This is a genomic window from Micromonospora sp. D93, assembly GCF_018070365.1.
GTDB classification, from domain to species: Bacteria; Actinomycetota; Actinomycetes; order Mycobacteriales; family Micromonosporaceae; genus Micromonospora; species Micromonospora ureilytica.
On sequence record NZ_JAGPXW010000022.1, the window covers coordinates 13,856 to 30,119 of the forward strand.

Annotated in this window: 17 protein-coding genes; 3 read left to right on the forward strand and 14 right to left on the reverse strand. The window is 72.3% G+C overall.

Annotated elements, in window-relative coordinates:
- Positions 1 to 268 precede the first annotated feature (268 nt).
- From KBX71_RS22550 to KBX71_RS22570, 5 genes are all read right to left on the reverse strand, one after another.
- On the reverse strand, positions 269 to 985 hold the full coding sequence (locus KBX71_RS22550) for a hypothetical protein (RefSeq protein ID WP_210819929.1): 717 nt from the start codon (positions 983 to 985) through the stop codon (positions 269 to 271).
- Positions 976 to 1,515, reverse strand: a complete 540-nt coding sequence (locus tag KBX71_RS22555) for a hypothetical protein (RefSeq protein ID WP_210819930.1) — start codon at positions 1,513 to 1,515, stop codon at positions 976 to 978. The genes KBX71_RS22550 and KBX71_RS22555 overlap by 10 nt, the downstream gene beginning before the upstream one ends.
- Before the next feature lie 51 nt (positions 1,516 to 1,566).
- On the reverse strand, positions 1,567 to 3,927 hold the full coding sequence (locus KBX71_RS22560; RefSeq protein ID WP_210819931.1) for a sodium-translocating pyrophosphatase: 2,361 nt from the start codon (positions 3,925 to 3,927) through the stop codon (positions 1,567 to 1,569).
- A gap of 315 nt (positions 3,928 to 4,242) precedes the next feature.
- The gene (locus KBX71_RS22565) at positions 4,243 to 4,680 is read right to left on the reverse strand and encodes an ATP-binding protein (RefSeq protein WP_124819720.1); all 438 of its coding nucleotides are present in this window, start codon (positions 4,678 to 4,680) and stop codon (positions 4,243 to 4,245) included.
- The gene (locus KBX71_RS22570; RefSeq protein ID WP_091395433.1) at positions 4,677 to 5,033 is read right to left on the reverse strand and encodes an STAS domain-containing protein; all 357 of its coding nucleotides are present in this window, start codon (positions 5,031 to 5,033) and stop codon (positions 4,677 to 4,679) included. The genes KBX71_RS22565 and KBX71_RS22570 overlap by 4 nt, the downstream gene beginning before the upstream one ends.
- 188 nt (positions 5,034 to 5,221) lie before the next feature.
- Between KBX71_RS22570 and KBX71_RS22575 the strand changes: the two genes are divergently transcribed.
- The 3 genes from KBX71_RS22575 (at position 5,222) to KBX71_RS22585 (ending at position 8,647) form a co-directional block, all read left to right on the forward strand.
- The gene (locus KBX71_RS22575; protein WP_247683955.1) at positions 5,222 to 7,594 is read left to right on the forward strand and encodes a DEAD/DEAH box helicase; all 2,373 of its coding nucleotides are present in this window, start codon (positions 5,222 to 5,224) and stop codon (positions 7,592 to 7,594) included.
- Between the two features lie 99 nt (positions 7,595 to 7,693).
- Positions 7,694 to 7,903, forward strand: coding sequence for a hypothetical protein (locus KBX71_RS22580; protein WP_210819933.1), 210 nt, complete (start codon positions 7,694 to 7,696; stop codon positions 7,901 to 7,903).
- A 165-nt stretch (positions 7,904 to 8,068) separates the two neighbouring features.
- A complete protein-coding gene (locus KBX71_RS22585; protein WP_210819934.1) occupies positions 8,069 to 8,647 on the forward strand; it encodes a hypothetical protein in 579 nt (192 codons plus the stop codon).
- A gap of 500 nt (positions 8,648 to 9,147) precedes the next feature.
- Here KBX71_RS22585 and KBX71_RS22590 read toward each other — a convergent pair whose 3' ends face one another.
- The 9 genes from KBX71_RS22590 to KBX71_RS22630 all read right to left on the reverse strand — a co-directional run bounded on the left by KBX71_RS22590 (position 9,148) and on the right by KBX71_RS22630 (position 16,262).
- A complete protein-coding gene (locus tag KBX71_RS22590) occupies positions 9,148 to 9,564 on the reverse strand; it encodes an Rv3654c family TadE-like protein (RefSeq protein WP_210819935.1) in 417 nt (138 codons plus the stop codon).
- Positions 9,564 to 9,959: a TadE family type IV pilus minor pilin gene (locus tag KBX71_RS22595; RefSeq protein ID WP_210819995.1), complete on the reverse strand. Its 396-nt coding sequence runs from the start codon at positions 9,957 to 9,959 to the stop codon at positions 9,564 to 9,566. The genes KBX71_RS22590 and KBX71_RS22595 overlap by 1 nt, the downstream gene beginning before the upstream one ends.
- A 47-nt stretch (positions 9,960 to 10,006) precedes the next feature.
- Complete coding sequence (locus KBX71_RS22600; protein WP_081883916.1) at positions 10,007 to 10,174, reverse strand: DUF4244 domain-containing protein; 168 nt, start codon at positions 10,172 to 10,174, stop codon at positions 10,007 to 10,009.
- A 22-nt stretch (positions 10,175 to 10,196) separates the two neighbouring features.
- A complete protein-coding gene (locus tag KBX71_RS22605) occupies positions 10,197 to 10,874 on the reverse strand; it encodes a type II secretion system F family protein (protein ID WP_247683945.1) in 678 nt (225 codons plus the stop codon).
- Positions 10,871 to 12,169 (reverse strand): type II secretion system F family protein, encoded by a 1,299-nt coding sequence (locus KBX71_RS33900; RefSeq protein WP_247683946.1) that lies wholly within the window; start codon positions 12,167 to 12,169, stop codon positions 10,871 to 10,873. Before KBX71_RS33900 ends, KBX71_RS22605 begins: the two co-directional genes overlap by 4 nt.
- Entirely contained in the window at positions 12,166 to 13,377 is a 1,212-nt protein-coding gene (locus KBX71_RS22615; RefSeq protein WP_210819936.1) for a TadA family conjugal transfer-associated ATPase, read from the reverse strand. The genes KBX71_RS33900 and KBX71_RS22615 overlap by 4 nt, the downstream gene beginning before the upstream one ends.
- On the reverse strand, positions 13,374 to 14,477 hold the full coding sequence (ssd, locus tag KBX71_RS22620; RefSeq protein WP_210819937.1) for a septum site-determining protein Ssd: 1,104 nt from the start codon (positions 14,475 to 14,477) through the stop codon (positions 13,374 to 13,376). The genes KBX71_RS22615 and ssd overlap by 4 nt, the downstream gene beginning before the upstream one ends.
- 220 nt (positions 14,478 to 14,697) lie before the next feature.
- A complete protein-coding gene (locus KBX71_RS22625) occupies positions 14,698 to 15,708 on the reverse strand; it encodes a CU044_5270 family protein (RefSeq protein ID WP_210819938.1) in 1,011 nt (336 codons plus the stop codon).
- Positions 15,708 to 16,262 carry a sigma-70 family RNA polymerase sigma factor gene (locus tag KBX71_RS22630; protein ID WP_307847246.1) on the reverse strand — a complete coding sequence of 185 codons (555 nt, stop codon included), beginning with the start codon at positions 16,260 to 16,262 and terminating at the stop codon, positions 15,708 to 15,710. Before KBX71_RS22630 ends, KBX71_RS22625 begins: the two co-directional genes overlap by 1 nt.
- Positions 16,263 to 16,264 lie beyond the last annotated feature (2 nt).

A 16,264-nucleotide genomic window follows, 5' to 3' on the forward strand; every position in this document is an offset into this window, starting at 1 on the left:
CGGACGGCGCCACCGTACACCGTGGGTAGGGCTCGAAGCGGGTCACTGTGACGATGGCGGACCCACGGACCGCTCATTTTCCGCCTGGATCGACCCGCCGGCTGTCCGGCACCGGACACCCGGCCGTTCCACCCCGGGCCGCCGCCCAACCGCGTCGATCATGGACTTATGGTGGGCGTTTTAACCCCGGACGAGCAATACGTCCCCCAGCACAACTCCATGATCGACGCGACGAGAGGCGCGGCGAGGGGTGGGGTGAGAGGTGGGGTCAGGTTGGCCAGGCTTGGGGTGGGGTTGCCGGCGGCGGTCCGCCGACCAGTTCGGCGAGTCGGGCCAACCGGCGGCGGCCGGTGATCCGGTACGCCGGGCCGCCCTCACCCGGGCCGAGCAGCGTCCCGGCCAGCCCGGCCGCGGCGAGCGCGACGCCGATCGGCTCCCAACAACCCTGGTCGTCGGCGCCCAGCCGCAACAGGAAGCAGTCGGGAGGCTCCGGCGACCCGGCGGCGGCGAGCCACAGCCGCAACCGCCGGCCGGTCAGGTGGAAGGCGGCCGGCGGGCGTTTCGCCGTACCGTGCAGCCAGGCGGCCGCGAGCGGCTTCAAGACCCGGGTGTACGACGTACGAACGACGTGTCGCTCGCCCTCGGTCGGCTGCCAGCTCGCCGCGAGCCCGCGCGACGCCAGTTCGGCGACGAGCACGTGCACCCGCCAGGCGGCGTCCACCTGCACAGACAGGCGGGCGGTGCCGCCCATCCGGACCACCTCACCCGGCCCGGCGAGCAGCCCGGCCAGGTCGGCGACTGTCGATTCGGCAGCATCCGCACCGAAGAAGACAAGTTGCCGGCCCGCGTCGTCACCCTGGGTCGGGCCGTTCTGCGGCGCGCCACCGCGGCGTCGCACGGGAGTGGGCGTGTCGGACTCGGGCGCGGGGAACAGCGCCGGGGGCGGCTGTGCCTTCCCGGTGTCACCGAGCCCGCTCAGCGACACTCCGGTACCTCGTCGAATGCCTGTTTCAACTCCTCGGAGTTGAGTTTGCTGGTGTCCAGCGCGCTGGCGTCGTACTCCTTGTTGAGGGTTTCCACGGCGGCCCGCACGCCGTCGTAGAAGGCGGTCGGCTCGCCGGTGCCCAGGTCGTCGATGGTGTCCCGGGCGCGGCCGTACGCGTCCCGCATCTTCCCCAGTGAGCTGCGGAAACCCGCGGAGATGGTTTCGCCGTTGTCGGTCTCCGGGATGCCAGCCTTCTCCACCTTGCGGCGCGCGGCCTCGCTGGCCTGCTCCGCTCCGTCGAAGAGCCGCACCAGGTTCTCCTTGGCCTGCGCCGGGGTGGTCTGCGCGGTCATCTGCTCGTCAGTGCTGCTGGTGAGCTTGTTGATCTCGGAGCGCCAGGGGGCGAGCGCGCCGCAGACCGAGGCCGCCCAGGCCCGTGGGCTGGGGCCCCCGCCGCAGCCGGCCAGGACGACGATCGTGGCCAGGACCACCGTGAGCTTTCCGGCGGCAGACGCCCGGCACGTACGCATGCGTTGCAGCGTACGGCCTTTGGCCAGGTGTGGCACCGGGCCGTTCCTGGGTCAGGCGTTTACCGTCTCCGGGCGGTGATCGGAGCTGCCCGCGCCGGTGTTGCCATCGGCGTCCGAGTCGGACATCGCGATGCCCTTGCGCTTGCTGAACACCACCGACGCCACGATGATCAGCGTCGCGACCAGCGCGATGCCGACCCGCAGGCCGACGTTGCGGTCGTCGCCCACGCTGTACGCCACCACGGCGGGAGCGATCAGCAGCGAGACCAGGTTCATCACCTTGAGCAGCGGGTTGATCGCCGGGCCGGCGGTGTCCTTGAACGGGTCACCGACGGTGTCACCGATGACCGTCGCGGCGTGCGCCTCGGAGCCCTTGCCGCCGTACGCGCCGTCCTCGACCAGCTTCTTGGCGTTGTCCCAGGCCCCACCGGAGTTGGACAGGAACACCGCCATCAGCGTGCCGGCACCGATCGCACCCGCCAGGTACGCCGCGAGGGCGCCGGGCCCGAGGCCGAAGCCGACAGCGATCGGCGCCAGGATGGCGAGCAGGCCGGGGGTCATCAGCTCGCGCTGCGCGTCCCGGGTGCAGATGTCGACGACCTTGCCGTACTCCGGGCGCTGGGTGCCGTCCATGATGCCGGGCAGCTCACGGAACTGCCGGCGGACCTCCATCACCACGGCGCCGGCCGAGCGGGACACCGCGTTGATGGCCAGCCCGGAGAAGAGGAAGACCACCGCCGCACCGATGATCAGGCCGACCAGGTTGCGCGGGTTCGCCACGTTCAGCGAGTTGAGGATCTCCGACCCGACGTCGCCCACGCCGGCGTCCGCGTACGCGGTGCTGAGCGTGTCGGTGTACGAGCCGAACAGCGCGGTCGCGGCGAGGACCGCCGTGGCGATCGCGATGCCCTTGGTGATCGCCTTGGTGGTGTTGCCGACCGCGTCCAGCTCGGTCAACGTGCGAGCGCCGTGCTCGTCGATGTCACCCGACATCTCGGCGATGCCCTGGGCGTTGTCGGAGATCGGCCCGAAGGTGTCCATCGCGACGATCACGCCGACAGTGGTGAGCAGGCCGGTGCCGGCCAGCGCCACCGCGAACAGCGACAGCGTGATGGAGCTGCCGCCGAGGAGGAAGGCGCCGAAGACGCCGGCGCCGATCAGCAGCGCCGAGTAGACAGCCGACTCCAGACCGATGCTGATACCGGCCAGGATCACCGTCGCCGCACCGGTCTGCGAGCTCTTGCCGATGTCCTGCACCGGTCGCCGTTTGGTCTCGGTGAAGTAGCCGGTCAGCGCCTGGATCGCGGCGGCCAGCACGATGCCGATCACGACCGCGCCGATGGCCACCAGCCGCGGGTTGCCCGGAGCGTCGGTGAGGCCACTGTCGAACTCGCCGAAGGTCGCCGGCAGGTACGCGTAGGCGGCGATCGCCACCAGCACCGCGGAGAGCACAGCCGACAGGTAGAAGGCCCGGTTGATCGCGGTCAGGGCGTTACGGTCGGACGCGCGCAGCCTGGTGATGAAGACGCCGACGATCGCGATCAGCACGCCGATGGTGGAGATGATCAGCGGGAAGACCAGACCCTCCTCGCCGAACGCGGCGCGGCCGAGGATCAGCGCTGCGACAAGCGTCACCGCGTACGACTCGAACAGGTCGGCGGCCATGCCGGCGCAGTCACCGACGTTGTCGCCCACGTTGTCGGCGATGGTGGCGGCGTTGCGCGGGTCATCCTCGGGGATGCCCTGCTCGACCTTGCCGACCAGGTCGGCGCCGACGTCGGCGGCCTTGGTGAAGATGCCGCCGCCGACGCGCATGAACATCGCGAGCAGCGCGGCGCCGAAGCCGAAGCCCTCCAGCACGGTGGGCGCGTCACCCCGGTAGACGAGGACGACCATCGCCGCACCGAAGAGGCCGAGGCCGACGGTGAAGAAGCCGACGACGCCGCCGGTCTGGAAGGCGATCTTCATGGCCGCCTCGCGGCCGCCTGCCCGCTCTCTCGCGGCGGCGGCCACGCGCAGGTTCGCCCGGGTGGCCAGCCACATGCCGGCGCCGCCGATGAACGCGCTGAACAGGGCGCCCACCACGAAGAAGAGTGAGCGGCCGATCTTCACCGCGAGCTCACTGCCATCGGTGTCGTGCACCGGAAGCAGGAAGAGCAGCACGACGGCGACGACGACGAAGATCGCCAGGGTGCGGAATTGACGGAGCAGGTAGGCCGAGGCGCCCTCCTGGACCGCCCCCGAGATCTCCTGCATTTTCTCGGTGCCCTTACCAGCGGCCAGCACCGTTTTTGTCAGGGCGGCAGCAAAACCGAGTGCCACCAGCGCGACAACCGCGGCGATGACGACGTAGGTGACATTGCTTCCGGTAAGGGAAAGCCCGCCGCCGTCGGCGGCCAAGGTCTCGGACATCTGTGTCCTCCTGTTACCGAACAATCGCGCCGGTGAGTGGAGACGCACTGACCGACGCCTGGATGCGGACTCGCAAGCGCGCGCCAACCCACCAGCGGACCAGCGATGAACACCCATACCCGCTGGCTGCGGGATGGGTCACTTGCTGACAACCCGGGTACTGTAGCCCTCCGCAGTGTTGGAGGTCACACCCAGGTGGCACCGTGTCGCGATGATCTTCGTCGCTGTGTTATGAAACGAAATCTGATATAGGGCCCGATCCATGCGGAAAGGCCGCATCCCCAGCAGGGGACACGGCCTACGCAGCGGAACTCGTCAGCGGCCGACCGGCCACACCATCCGCACCTCGGTGCCGACGCCCTCGTCGACCGGGCGCACCTGAAGGTCCTCGACGAAACCGGCGAGCAGCGCGAAGCCGACGCCGGTGGTCAGCGCCTCATCGGTCAGCGCCTCGTTGGCCAGCTCGTCCGGCGGCAGCGCCGTCAGACCGATACCCGCCTCGATCGGCGCCCGGTCCACCACCCGCACCGCGTACGAGCCACCATCGGACATCTCCACCAGCACCGGGTCGGCCAGGCCGTACTGCCGGTGCAGGGCCACCGCGCGCGTGCACGCCTCACCGATGGCCAGGCGTACCTCGTCCAGCAGGTCCTCCCGGACGCCGGCCCGGCGGGCGACGGCGACGCCGACGAGGCGGGCGGTGCGCACGTGCACCGGGGCGGGCGAGAAGGAGAGCTTGACTGTCGCCATCACGCGCCGGCGCCCGCCGAGTCGGCGCTGATCGCCGCGTCGACCGTCGGGTGCAGCGGAAACACCTGGTCCAGAGCGGTGATCCGGAAGATCTTGAGCAGCGGCTCCTTGTCGCAGACCAGCGCGAACGAACCGCTGGCCGACCGGAGCCGCTTGAGCGCGCCGACCAGCACGCCCAGCCCGGTGGAGTCGAGGAAATCCACCCGACCGAGGTCGACCACCACGTGACGCGCCCCACCGTCGATCAGTTCGAGGAGTCGTTCCCGGAGCCGGGGCGCGGTGTAGACGTCCACCTCACCACCTACCTCGAGCACCGTGTGCTCGCCCACGGTGCGGGTCGCCAGTGACAGCTCCATTGGTCCTCCTCGCCAGAGCCGTAAACTCTCGTGGGCATCTAACCACTACCGCCGGGGCGGCCTGCGAACGCCAGCGGAGGCTTCCCCTTACCCCGGTGTCCGACTTTTCATCTCCGAACACCAGTGCGAGAGTGCAGGGCGTGACCTCCAACGACTTCGGTTCCGCGCGCGGCACGCCGCGCCACGACCTGGAGTCGTCGTCTGCGGCCACCGTATCCGCTGGTCCCGGCCCCGGGCCAGCGCCGGCCGACCTGCTGCGCCGGTTGCGCGCCCGGGGCGCCGCCGACCCGGTCACCCACGTCGAGCGGGTGCCCGCCCGCGCCGGGGTGCCCGCGCCATGGCCGTCGTGGGCACCGGCGGAACTACGCGCGGCGTTCACCCGGCGCGGCGTGGTCGCGCCCTGGCAGCACCAGGCCGAGGCTGCCAACCTGGCGTACGAGGGCCAGCACGTCGTCGTCGCCACCGGCACCGCGTCCGGCAAGTCACTGGCGTACCAACTGCCGGCCCTGGCCACAGTGCTCGCCGACCCCAGGGCCACAGTGCTCTACCTGGCGCCGACCAAGGCGCTCGCCGCGGACCAGTTGCGCGCCGTCGCCGCGCTGGAGCTGGAAGGGGTACGCCCCGCCTGCTACGACGGGGACACCCCGCGCACCGAGCGGGAGTGGATCCGCCGGCACTCCCGGTTCGTGCTGACCAACCCCGACATGCTGCACCACGGCATCCTGCCCGGGCACGCCCAGTGGTCCGGCTTCCTGCGCCGACTCGCGTACGTGGTGATCGACGAGTGCCACACCTACCGGGGCGTGTTCGGCTCACACGTCGCGCACGTCCTGCGTCGGCTGCGTCGGCAGTGCGCCCGGTTCGGGGCCACCCCGGTGTTCGTGCTCGCCTCGGCGACCTCCGGCGACCCGGCCACCGCCGCCGGCCGGCTGACCGGCCTGCCGGTCACGGCGGTCACCGAGGACGCCTCCCCACGCGGCGGGGTGACCTTCGCGCTCTGGGAACCGCCGCTGCTGCAAGCCGACTCGAACTCCTCCTCCCCGGTGCCCCCGCAGGCGACGGGCGACCACGACGACCTTCGGCAGGTCCGCCGGTCGGCGCTGCGCGAAACCGCGGACCTGCTCGCCGACACGGTCGCCGAGGGGGTACGCACCCTCGCGTTCGTCCGCTCCCGCAAGGGTGCCGAGGTCGTGGCCGCCAACGCGCGTCGAGCGCTTGACGCCGCGGTGCCGGGGCTCGGCGACCGGGTGGCCGCCTACCGGGGCGGCTACCTGCGGGAGGAGCGGCGCGAGCTGGAACGGGCGCTGCTGCACGGCGACCTGCTCGGCCTGGCCTCGACCAACGCGCTGGAGCTGGGCGTGGACCTGGTCGGGCTCGACGCGGTCCTGATCTGCGGCTACCCGGGCACCCGGGCGTCGCTGTGGCAGCAGGCGGGCCGCGCCGGGCGTTCCGGGCAGGAGGCCCTCGCGGTGCTGGTGGCCCGGGACGACCCCCTGGACACCTACCTGGTGCACCACCCGGAGGCGATCTTCGGCGCGCCGGTGGAGGCGACGGTGCTCGACCCGGCCAACCCGTACGTGCTGGCGCCGCAGCTCGCCTGCGCCGCGGCGGAGGCACCGCTCACCCCGGCCGACCTGACGCTCTTCGGCGAGGGGGCGAAGGAGGCGGTGGACGAGCTGGTCGAGGCGGGGGCGCTGCGGCAACGGCCCACCGGCTGGTACTGGCGGCACCGGGAACGACCCGAGGTGGACCTGCGCGGCGAGGGCGGCGCCCCCGTAGCCGTGGTGGAGTCGTCGACCGGCCGGCTGCTCGGCACTGTCGACGGTGGCTCCTCGCACTTCCTGCTGCACTCCGGCGCGGTCTATCTGCACCAGGGCGTCTCGTACGTGGTCGACCACCTCGACCTGGCCGACGGTTGCGCGTTGGTGCGCGCCGAGGAGCCGGACTGGTCCACCCACGCCCGCGACGTCACCGATGTGTCAGTGGTGTCGGTGCGCTCCTACGTGGACGCCGGGCCGGTCGGCATGTTCCTCGGCGAGGTGGATGTGACCAGCCAGGTGGTGTCGTACCAGCGGCGGCGGATCGCCACCGGCGAGGTGATCGACACCCGGCCGCTCGACCTGCCCACCCGGGAACTGCGCACGGTGGCTGTCTGGTTCACCCTGTCACCGCAGTCGTTGGCCCTCGCCGGGGTCCAGCCCGCCGACGTGCCGGGTGCGCTGCACGCCGCCGAACACGCAGCGATCGGCCTGCTGCCGCTGATGGCCACCTGCGACCGGTGGGACATCGGCGGGCTCTCCACCGCGCTGCACCCGGACACCGAGGCGCCGACAGTCTTCGTCTATGACGGGCATCCGGGTGGCGCCGGGTTCGCCGAGCGGGCGTACGGGACGGCTGCGGCGTGGCTGCGGGCCACCCGGGACGCGATCGCGGAGTGCGGCTGCGAGACCGGTTGCCCGTCCTGCGTGCAGTCACCGAAATGCGGCAACGGCAACAACCCCCTCTCCAAGCCGGACGCGATCCGGGTGCTCGACGTGGTGCTGACGAACCTGCCGGGCTGAGCGGCTTGCATGAATCGGCATGGCACGGGGCACAATGGTGTGGGAGCGCTTCCATCGATGTCTATGTTGCCGATCGACACCCGTGCCCGAGGAGAAGCTGTGGCCGACACCATCGCCGAGACCGTCGACCTGCTCTACACCATCGACCAGGACAATCTCACCCTCGACCAGCAGATCGCGCTGGGGTCGGCACTGGCCGCCCTGGCCCAGGCGGAACGGCTGGAACAGATCAACGAGCGGCTCCGTGGCATCCACCAGGTCATGAACACCTGGGCGCTGCGGGCCGCGACCTCCGTCGACAGTCACTGAGGTCTCCCGGAGTGATCCTGCAAGGGCACCAGTGGTCACTCCGTGCTGGGTAGTCGTCCGGCGCCCTCGACGACTACCCAGCAGCAACTGATCATGGAGAGCAGGGGGCGCGACCGTTGTCGGGCTGTGCGAGACTCCGGCGGACCAACCCCCGGAGGAGTTCACATGCAGCCCGACAACTTGCAGGGTCAGCACCAGTTCCACATCCGTCAGCGACTGCGCATGATGGTCAACCAGTACGAGGTCCGGGCGGTCTCCCCGGACGGCACCGAGGGTGAGTTGCTGGCGTTCGCGCAGCAGAAGCGGCTCGCCTTCAAGGAGCAGGTGACCATCTACACGGATGACTCCAAGCAGCAGCCTCTGCTCGGCTTCAAGGCCCGCCAGCGCATCGACCTCGGCGCCACGTACGACGTCACCGACGCGGCGGGCAACCCGATCGGCCTGTTCCGCAAGGACTTCGCCCAGTCGCTGCTGCGGTCCACCTGGCACGTCGAGCAGGCCGGCCTGCCGCAGGTGACGGGCCAGGAGCGGAGCATGCCGGTGGCACTGCTGCGTCGATTCGTCGACTCGCTGTCCTGGCTGCCGTACCACTTCGACTTCACCGCGGGCGGCCAGCCGGTCTTCACCGTGGTCAAGAAGTGGGGCCTGCGCGACAAGTACGTAGTCGAGGTGCAGAACCCGCAGATCGACCGCCGCCTCGTCATCGCGATGGCCGTCGCCCTCGACGCGCTCCAGGCCCGCTGACACACCCGAGCCGGACCAGGGCGGCGGCGCGGTGCGGTGCCGTTCGGTGCGGTGCGGTGGGGTGCGGTTCGGTGCGGCGACCCTTCGCGGTCGCCGTGGCGGCCACCCACTCCTCGGCTGCCGGCTGGGACCTGGACCTCGACCAGTCCCGGCCGGCAGGCCGCTAGCCGCGCTCTCCGGCGGCGAGCCGTTGGTGGCTCGGCCCCCCGGGAAGGGGTTTCGCTTCCCTCTGGAGCTGATGTCGTAAACGCATCACGTCCGATGTCGCAAACGATTCAGCTCCACAGCCCCCACCAACCCCACGAGAGCCCCGGCTCCTTCAGCCACGCGGACCCGCACCTGCGCTCGAAGCCGCGACGCGGGTCAGGCCGCAAACTCCACGCGCCAAGTCCTGCTCTGGCCGTGCCCGCCGCCGCTGTGCCCGCCGCCGTCCCCGCCGCCGTCCCCGCCGCCGCGGCGGCGCTGAGCAGGGACGCCTCCGCGAGGGTCAACCACGAGGATCAGCCACGCACCGGGCCGGCACGCGCGCTCGCCACGGCCACCCGCGTCAGGCCGGGTAGTGGCGTGAACGCCACCTCGACGGTCACCAGCACGTCCAGCCCGTCGAGGTGACACCCGACCAGCCGACCATCGTTGCGACCGGCGAGGTCGGACGCGGACGCGCAGGCCGCAGCGTCGCCGTCGAGCGCCCGCGCCGCCCCGGCCAGCGCGCCGAGGTCGGCTGCCACCGCCGCCCGTTGGCTCGCCATTCCGGCGGCGATGATGGCGGCGCCGAACGTCCCGAACACCACGAAGACGAGGCCCATCGCCAGCAGCAGAACCGTCGCGCCACCTCGCTCCGGGTCCGTCCCACCAGCACCGAGCCCTCCGGCAACTGGTTCGCGGCCGGAGCCGAACGGATCGCCAGTTCGTCGCACTACCAACTCCCCTCGTGAGCGCCCGGTTCGACGGCGGCGACGGCGGTGGCGACCACTGTGATTCGCGGTAGCCGCCCACCCAACATCCGGACGGGTGCCCGTACCGTCGCCTGCGCCCGGTCGCCGTCGACGGACACCGACACCGCTGCCCCCGGCGGTGCCGCACGACCACCCTCAGCGCTGCCGTCGGCGCCACGGGCGGCGGCGAGCGCCGCCTCCCGGGCCGCGTGCAGGCAGCTCGCCTGTGTGGTGACGGCGTTGACCGCGGTCAGGCCGGCCAGCAGGAACAGGAGCAGCGCCGGCAGGCCGGCCGCCAGTTCGGCGGTGAAGGACCCCCGGTCCCCGCCAGCAGCACGTACGAGGACGCGAAGTCTCCGCCCGCCGCGTGCTGCCAGCCCGGGGACGCTCGACCCTGAATCGCGGCCGGCCCGCCGGCGCTCGATCACTTCAGTGCCCGGTCGATGACGGCGGTCAGCGCCGACTGGACGTTGCCGGAGGTCAGCACCTTCAGCAGGATCCCGGCGAAGGCGACCGCGGCGAGCGTGCCCACGGCGTACTCGGCCGTGTTCATTCCGGCATCGCCGCGCAGGCGAGCGATGAGTTTGCGCATGACTGGTTCCCTTCTCGATGGGTCAGAGCACATCGCCGAGAACGGCGACGATCACCGGCACAAGGCCGGCGAGAATGAACGCCGGCAGGAAGCAGAGCCCCAACGGCAGGACGATGAGCACACCCGCCCGGCGGGCCGATGCCTCGGCGGCGGTGGCACGGTCGGCGCGCAGGTCGTCGGCGAGCCGGGTCAGTGCGCCGGCCAGGGCGGCACCACTGTTGGCCGAGCGCAACGCTGCCGCGGTCAGGCGCTCCGCTCCGGGCACTCCGTCCAGCGCGGACCACGCCTCCGCTGGGCCGCCCCCAAGCAGCAGCGTGCGGCCAACCCGGACCAACCGGTCGGCGAGCGGCCCGTCCAGCGCCTCGGCGACGGCCAGCACCGAGCGATCCACCGGGGCGCCCGCCCGCATCGCCGCGGCCAGGAGGTCCGCGGCGAGCGGCAGGTCGGCGGCCTCCCGCTGCCGCCGCTTGCGCACAGCGGGCGGCTCGATACGACGCAGCAGGACATCGAGCAGGAGCGCGGCCGGGAGAGCGCCGAGCAGCCCGAGCCAGCCCTCGACGACGACGGCCACGGCGAGCCCACCCAGCACCGCCACGAGCCGAATCGCGTCCGGCCGCCGCCGCCTGGCTGAGCTGGGCTGGTTCGCTGAGCTGCGTTGGCCGGCTGGGCTGGACTGGCCGGCTAGGCCCGGCGCGGTCATCCGGCCCGCCCCGGTGTCGCGCCCAGCCGTTCTGCCCAGAGGAGGCCCACGATCTGCAGGGCTACCGCGACGATCGCGCAGGCTCCACCGACAGTGCTGTGCAGGAGCACCGCCACGGGGTCGACGCCGATCCCGTACCCGAGCCCGATCCCGCCCATCGGCAGCGCCGCGAGTAGCCAGGCCGTAGCCCGGGCACCGGCCGCCTGGGCCGCCGCTGCGGCCAGGCCCCGGTCGGTCGCCCGGGCATCCGCCTCGATCCGTTCGACGAGTTCCGCCAGCGGCGCGCCGGTCCGGTCGGCCAATCGCACCGCCGCCGAGGTCAACTGACCTAGACGGCCTGCCCCGGCATGCTCAATGTCCGCGAGGTCGAGCGCGTGTGGCACGGGCAGACCGGCCCGTAGGTCCGCGGCGAGGCCGCAGAGCTGGTCCAGCGCACGTCGTCGGTCCCGCTCAGCGCTCCGGTTCGCTCGCCAACGCAGTACGGCGCGCACGGCCAGCGTGCCGTACCCGGCCATCGCGACCGCGGCCACCGGGCCGCCGACCACGGCACCCACACCGCCGCCGAGCAGACCGACCAGTGGCAGCACACGGGTCGTCGATCGTGAGATGCGCGCCGGCGCAGGCGTACTCGGCGCTCTGTCGGTCGGGCCGACGCGCCGGGGGTCGCGGGAATCGGCGATCGCGTACCCGTCGGGCGCCGTCGCAGCGAACGCGTCGCCCCGAGAGCCCACCTCCGGGTCGCCGTGCCCATCGGTGGTTGCCGTGTCGGAGACGTCGCGGCGACCGCCCACGTCCACACCGTTGACACCGATCGTGATCGTGGCCGCCGACGCGCCGGGCCGTTGTTCGGCATCGAGCATGGTGGTGGCCTCCTCCGGCCGGGCGGTGCCGGTCGGCCGTCGGAGATCTCGGCGGGCCGGCGGGCGCGTCGGGCCCTCCGGACGCGTAGAGCCGCCTGCCGTTCTTGGCCACCTCGGGCTGCGGGTGACGTCCCGGTCGGGCCAGCCAAGCGCCGTCTGCCTTCCGCTGGAACCCTCGGTGGCGCCGGGCTCGTAGGCGATGCCGACCGGATGGCCCGAGGTCGGGGCAGCGCCGGTGCCGTCGACCGGCCCGTCCGGCGTGCGACCGAGTTCCCTGATCCACCGCACCAGGGCGTCATCCGGATCGGCGCCTCCGCGCCTCCGCCCCGGCGTCAGCACGCGACGTCGACGGGCCCGAATGCTCCGCACCGGCCACGCCACCAGGACAGCGGCGACCAGCAGCAGCGCCGCCACCAGCATCGTCGTGCCGGTCATGCCGGACCCGCCGATCCGGGCCACGGCTCGCTGAGGATGGGCGGCACCGTCACCCCACGCTCCCGCAGCATCGCCCCAAGGGCACGGGCGGCGATGCCAAGCCCACTGCCGCGCACCCAGGCGGGCACCACTGTCACCATCCGTTCGGGTCCCTCGGGCAGCAGCAGGCAGACCGACTCCAGCACGCGACCCCGGTCGCCACGTCGTACCTGGAACAGCACCTGCAGCGCGGCGGCCACCTGGGCGTGTAGCGCGGCCCGAGGCAGCCCACCCAACATGCCCAGGGCCTCCAACCGGGCCGGTACGTCCGACGGTGTGTTGGCGTGCAGCGTGCCGGCGCCCCCGTCATGGCCGGTGTTGAGCGCGGCCAGCAGATCTACCACCTCACCGCCCCGGCACTCCCCGACGACCAGCCGGTCCGGACGCATCCGCAACGCCTGTCGGACCAGGTCAGCCAGACTGACGACGCCAGTTCCCTCCACATTGGCGGTACGCGCCTGGAGGCCCACCACGTGCGGATGTCCGGGACGCAGTTCGGCGGCGTCCTCCACCAGCACGATCCGCTCGGTGGCCGGCACCATCCCGAGCAACGTGTTGAGCAAGGTCGTCTTGCCTGACCCGGTGCCACCGGTCACCAGGTACGCCAGCCGGGCCTCGACGACGGCGGCGAGTAGTGGTGCCAGCGGTCGCGGCACGGTCCCCTGGCGTATCAACTCGTCGAGGGTGAACGGCCGGTGCCGGAAGGTCCGCAGGGACAGGTAGGGGCCTTCGGTCGCCACCGGCGGCAGCACGGCGTGCAGTCGGGTGCCGTCGGGTAGCCGCGCGTCCGCGTATGGCGAGCCGTCGTCGAGCCGCCGCCCCGCGCTGGCGATCAGCCGCTGCGCCAGCCGGCGGACGTCCTCCACCGAGCCCACCGGCACGGCGACCTGGTGCAGCCCCGATCCGCGGTCGACCCAGACCCGGGCGCCGTTGACGAGGACGTCGGTGACCTCCGGGTCGGCGAGCAGCGGCGCCAGCGGCCCCGCGCCGACGAGGTCGTCGCGCACCCGGTCGGCGATCCGCAGCATGGCCGTGTCACCGAGCACCGCGGCGGCGGGCTCGGCCCGTACCGCGGAGACGATCGCCGCGGCGGTGACCGGGGTGGTGGCGGCGGCGATCCGCTGGCGTACCCGGGCGGCGAGCGTGCCGTCCTCCGGCCCGGCGGTCATGCCGCACCCGTGGCCGGCACGCCGGTGAGGTCGGTGACGATCCGTTGGCAGAGCACGGCCAGTGGGCCCTTGCCCCCGGCGGCCGGCGCCTCGCCCCGCTCCAATCCACGGCAGAGCCCCGGCTCGGGGCGCAGCGTGCCGGCCAGCGGAAGGCCCAGCGCTCGTGCCACCTCGGTCGCCCGCAGCCGCCCCGGGGCGGGCCCGCGCACCACCACCGAGAGCGCAGCGCAGTGCGGGGCGGCTGCGGCCACCACCCGAGTGGCCGCCGCGGTGGCACGCAACTCGGCCGGCACGACGACGAACGCCTGGTCGGCGGCTTGCAGCGCCACCACTGCCGCGTCGTCCAACTGCCGGGGCAGGTCGATCACCACGAAGTCCCGCCCACGCCGGGCCGCGTCGACGGTCGCCGCCATCGCCGTCGCTGGCAACGTCAGCATCTCGCCGCGGTCCCAGGAGAGCACCACGAGGTCACCCCGGCTGGGCAGGGCCTGCACCAGCGCCGGGGCGTCCACCCGGCCGTCGGCGCTGGTGAGCGACGGCCAGCGCAGGCCCTCCAGCTGCTCCCAGCCCAGCACGAGGTCGAGACCACCGCCGAGCGGGTCGGCGTCGACCAAAAGGGTGCGCAGCCGGGCCCGGGCGGCGGTCACCGCAAGACCACCGGCGAGCACACTCGCGCCCGCACCGCCCCGCCCACCAAGGACCGCGACGACTTGGGCGCCGACGCCGGCCGGACGGTCCGGGTCATGTTCGGCGAACCGATCCACCAGCCACGGCTCGGCGGCCGGCAGCGTGGCGACGTGCTCGGCCCCGATCAGCTCGGCGATCTGCCAGCCCGGGTCGAGCTGACCGGCCCGGCCGAGCAGCACCAGCCGGGGCCGCTGCGGCAACCGGGCGCGCAGACACGCCTGCGCCTGATCGGCGCCGAGCAGCACCAGGGGCGCGGGAAGCCAACGGGTACGGGCAGCCGCTGGGTCGCGGGCTAGCTCCACCTCGGTCCCGCCAACGGCGGCGAGCCGGAGCACATCATCGAGCAGTTCGTCGTCGCCGGTGACGACCAGCGGGAGCCGGCGGATCGGCGGAACCGTGGTACGGGGTGGCATCGCGGCCTCCAGCGGTCGGACTCTGGTATGCCGCCGACAGTGCTCGGAATCCGCCCTGCGGACCGCCCCAATTCCGTCGCCTGTGGACAACCTGGTGGCCTGTGGAAAACGCCCGCCGGGACAGTTGATCTGCTACGGGCACGGGCACATCCGCAGCTAGCGCCGCTGAGCCAAAAACAGCGGGGCCGCTCCCGAAAGGAGCGGCCCCGCGAGTCGGTGGTCAGCCGGGCTGATTTGTCCAAGCGGCATCGAGGATCACCTGGTACGAGCTGATCCGCACTGGCGACAGCGTCAACAGCTCATGGGCGAGCAATTCGCCCGTCCTCGGATCGAAGACCAGAAGAGATTGCTGGTCGTGATCGCGGTCGTCGAAGGTGACGGCGGCTCCGTTGCGGCCGGCACGGTCCGTGACCTGCCCCCGCCAGCGGAAGCCGGGCACGTCGGCGAGGACCCGCAGGACCGCCGCTCGGGTCGCACGCGGCACGACGTACCGGCTATAGAGCGTGCTGACCTCCTTGCCCGCCGCCCCTCCGCCGTATTCGACCTTCAGCAGTTTCCGAAGCTCTGCCGGGACGGCCGACGGCGGCGTGAGTGCCTCGGGCGGCAGCGGAATGGCCTTCGGTGCGGGGGTGCCTGTGGATGCCGGCCGCGCAATGCCTTTGCGCTGCCAGTAGTCCCGGGACTCCTGGTCGGGGTACTGCGGCTCCAACTGGGTGTTGATCTGACTACCGGTCCCGTCTGCGGCCTGCCAGACCTTGGACGCCCCGGCGAAGGCGACGTGGTAGCGACCGTCGGCGGAGGTCATCACCGGATCGCCCCACAGCTTCGTGTGGTGATACATGTAGCGCCCGCTCTGGCGGTCGTACACCGCGTCTTTGATCTTGTTGGCCAGCATGCGTAGCTGCGGGCCGGCGGCCGGCGGATCCGCGTCGAACTGGTACGCGACCGGCACGAGCACCAACCCCGCTGCCGCCGGCGGCTCGCCCGGCGTGTCCGGTGCGCCCTCGCCGAACGGCTGGAGCACCGCCACGGCACCGACCGCGACCGCCAGCGTCCCGGCCGTCAGGACCAGCCGGCGGGTCGGGCGTACGCGACGATGCTCGGCGACCGTTTCGGTAGCGCTGGCGCGTTCGATCAGCTCGCGCGCCGAGATCAGCGGCGGCCCGACGGCCGCGTTCCGGGCCGGGTCGGCCGGGCCCAGAAGAGTACGGGTGCGCTCTGCTCCGAACATCACAGATCCTCTCGAATGGTCACCAACACCGGTCGACGCCGGGTCGGTGCGGGCCGGTCCGACATTGCTTCGGCAAGACGACGGCGGGCGCGATGCAGGCGCACTGCGGCGGTCGCCCCTGTGCAGCCGAGAACCTTGGCCGCCTCGGACACCGTCAGCTCCTCCCAGCCGACCAGCCGGAGGATTTCCTGGTCGAGGTCGTTGAGGGTGGCCAGAGCGGCCCGGACGTCGGCGACCCCGACGCTCGTGTCGGCACCCGACGATCCGGCCAGTCGCTCGAGGTCGACAGCGGTGATTGAGAGGAGGTCCGGTGTGCTGCGTCGAGACCGCCACTGGTTTGCGAGAAGGCGCCGAGCCACCCCGTACAGCCAGGGCAGGCTGCGGTCCGGCACCTCGACGCGGCGACGCCAAGCGACGACGAAGACCTCCTGGGCAAGCTCCGCCGAGGCATCCCGGTCAGCGAGCCGGCGCAGGCCGTACCGGACCATGTGCTCGTACTCGGCGGCGTAGAGGCTGGTGAACCAGCCCTCGTCCCGCTTCTTCGGTGGACCCACCC

Coding starts and splice junctions, on each gene's coding strand:
- KBX71_RS22605 (WP_247683945.1), bottom strand. CDS start 10,874: ATGACCGCGCCGGGCCTAGCCGGCCAGTCCAGCCCAGCCGGCCAACGC.
- KBX71_RS22555 (WP_210819930.1), bottom strand. CDS start 1,515: ATGCGTACGTGCCGGGCGTCTGCCGCCGGAAAGCTCACGGTGGTCCTG.
- ssd (WP_210819937.1), bottom strand. CDS start 14,477: ATGCCACCCCGTACCACGGTTCCGCCGATCCGCCGGCTCCCGCTGGTC.
- KBX71_RS22560 (WP_210819931.1), bottom strand. CDS start 3,927: ATGTCCGAGACCTTGGCCGCCGACGGCGGCGGGCTTTCCCTTACCGGA.
- KBX71_RS22625 (WP_210819938.1), bottom strand. CDS start 15,708: ATGTTCGGAGCAGAGCGCACCCGTACTCTTCTGGGCCCGGCCGACCCG.
- KBX71_RS22615 (WP_210819936.1), bottom strand. CDS start 13,377: ATGACCGCCGGGCCGGAGGACGGCACGCTCGCCGCCCGGGTACGCCAG.
- KBX71_RS22585 (WP_210819934.1), top strand. CDS start 8,069: ATGCAGCCCGACAACTTGCAGGGTCAGCACCAGTTCCACATCCGTCAG.
- KBX71_RS33900 (WP_247683946.1), bottom strand. CDS start 12,169: ATGACCGGCACGACGATGCTGGTGGCGGCGCTGCTGCTGGTCGCCGCT.
- KBX71_RS22600 (WP_081883916.1), bottom strand. CDS start 10,174: ATGCGCAAACTCATCGCTCGCCTGCGCGGCGATGCCGGAATGAACACG.
- KBX71_RS22570 (WP_091395433.1), bottom strand. CDS start 5,033: ATGGAGCTGTCACTGGCGACCCGCACCGTGGGCGAGCACACGGTGCTC.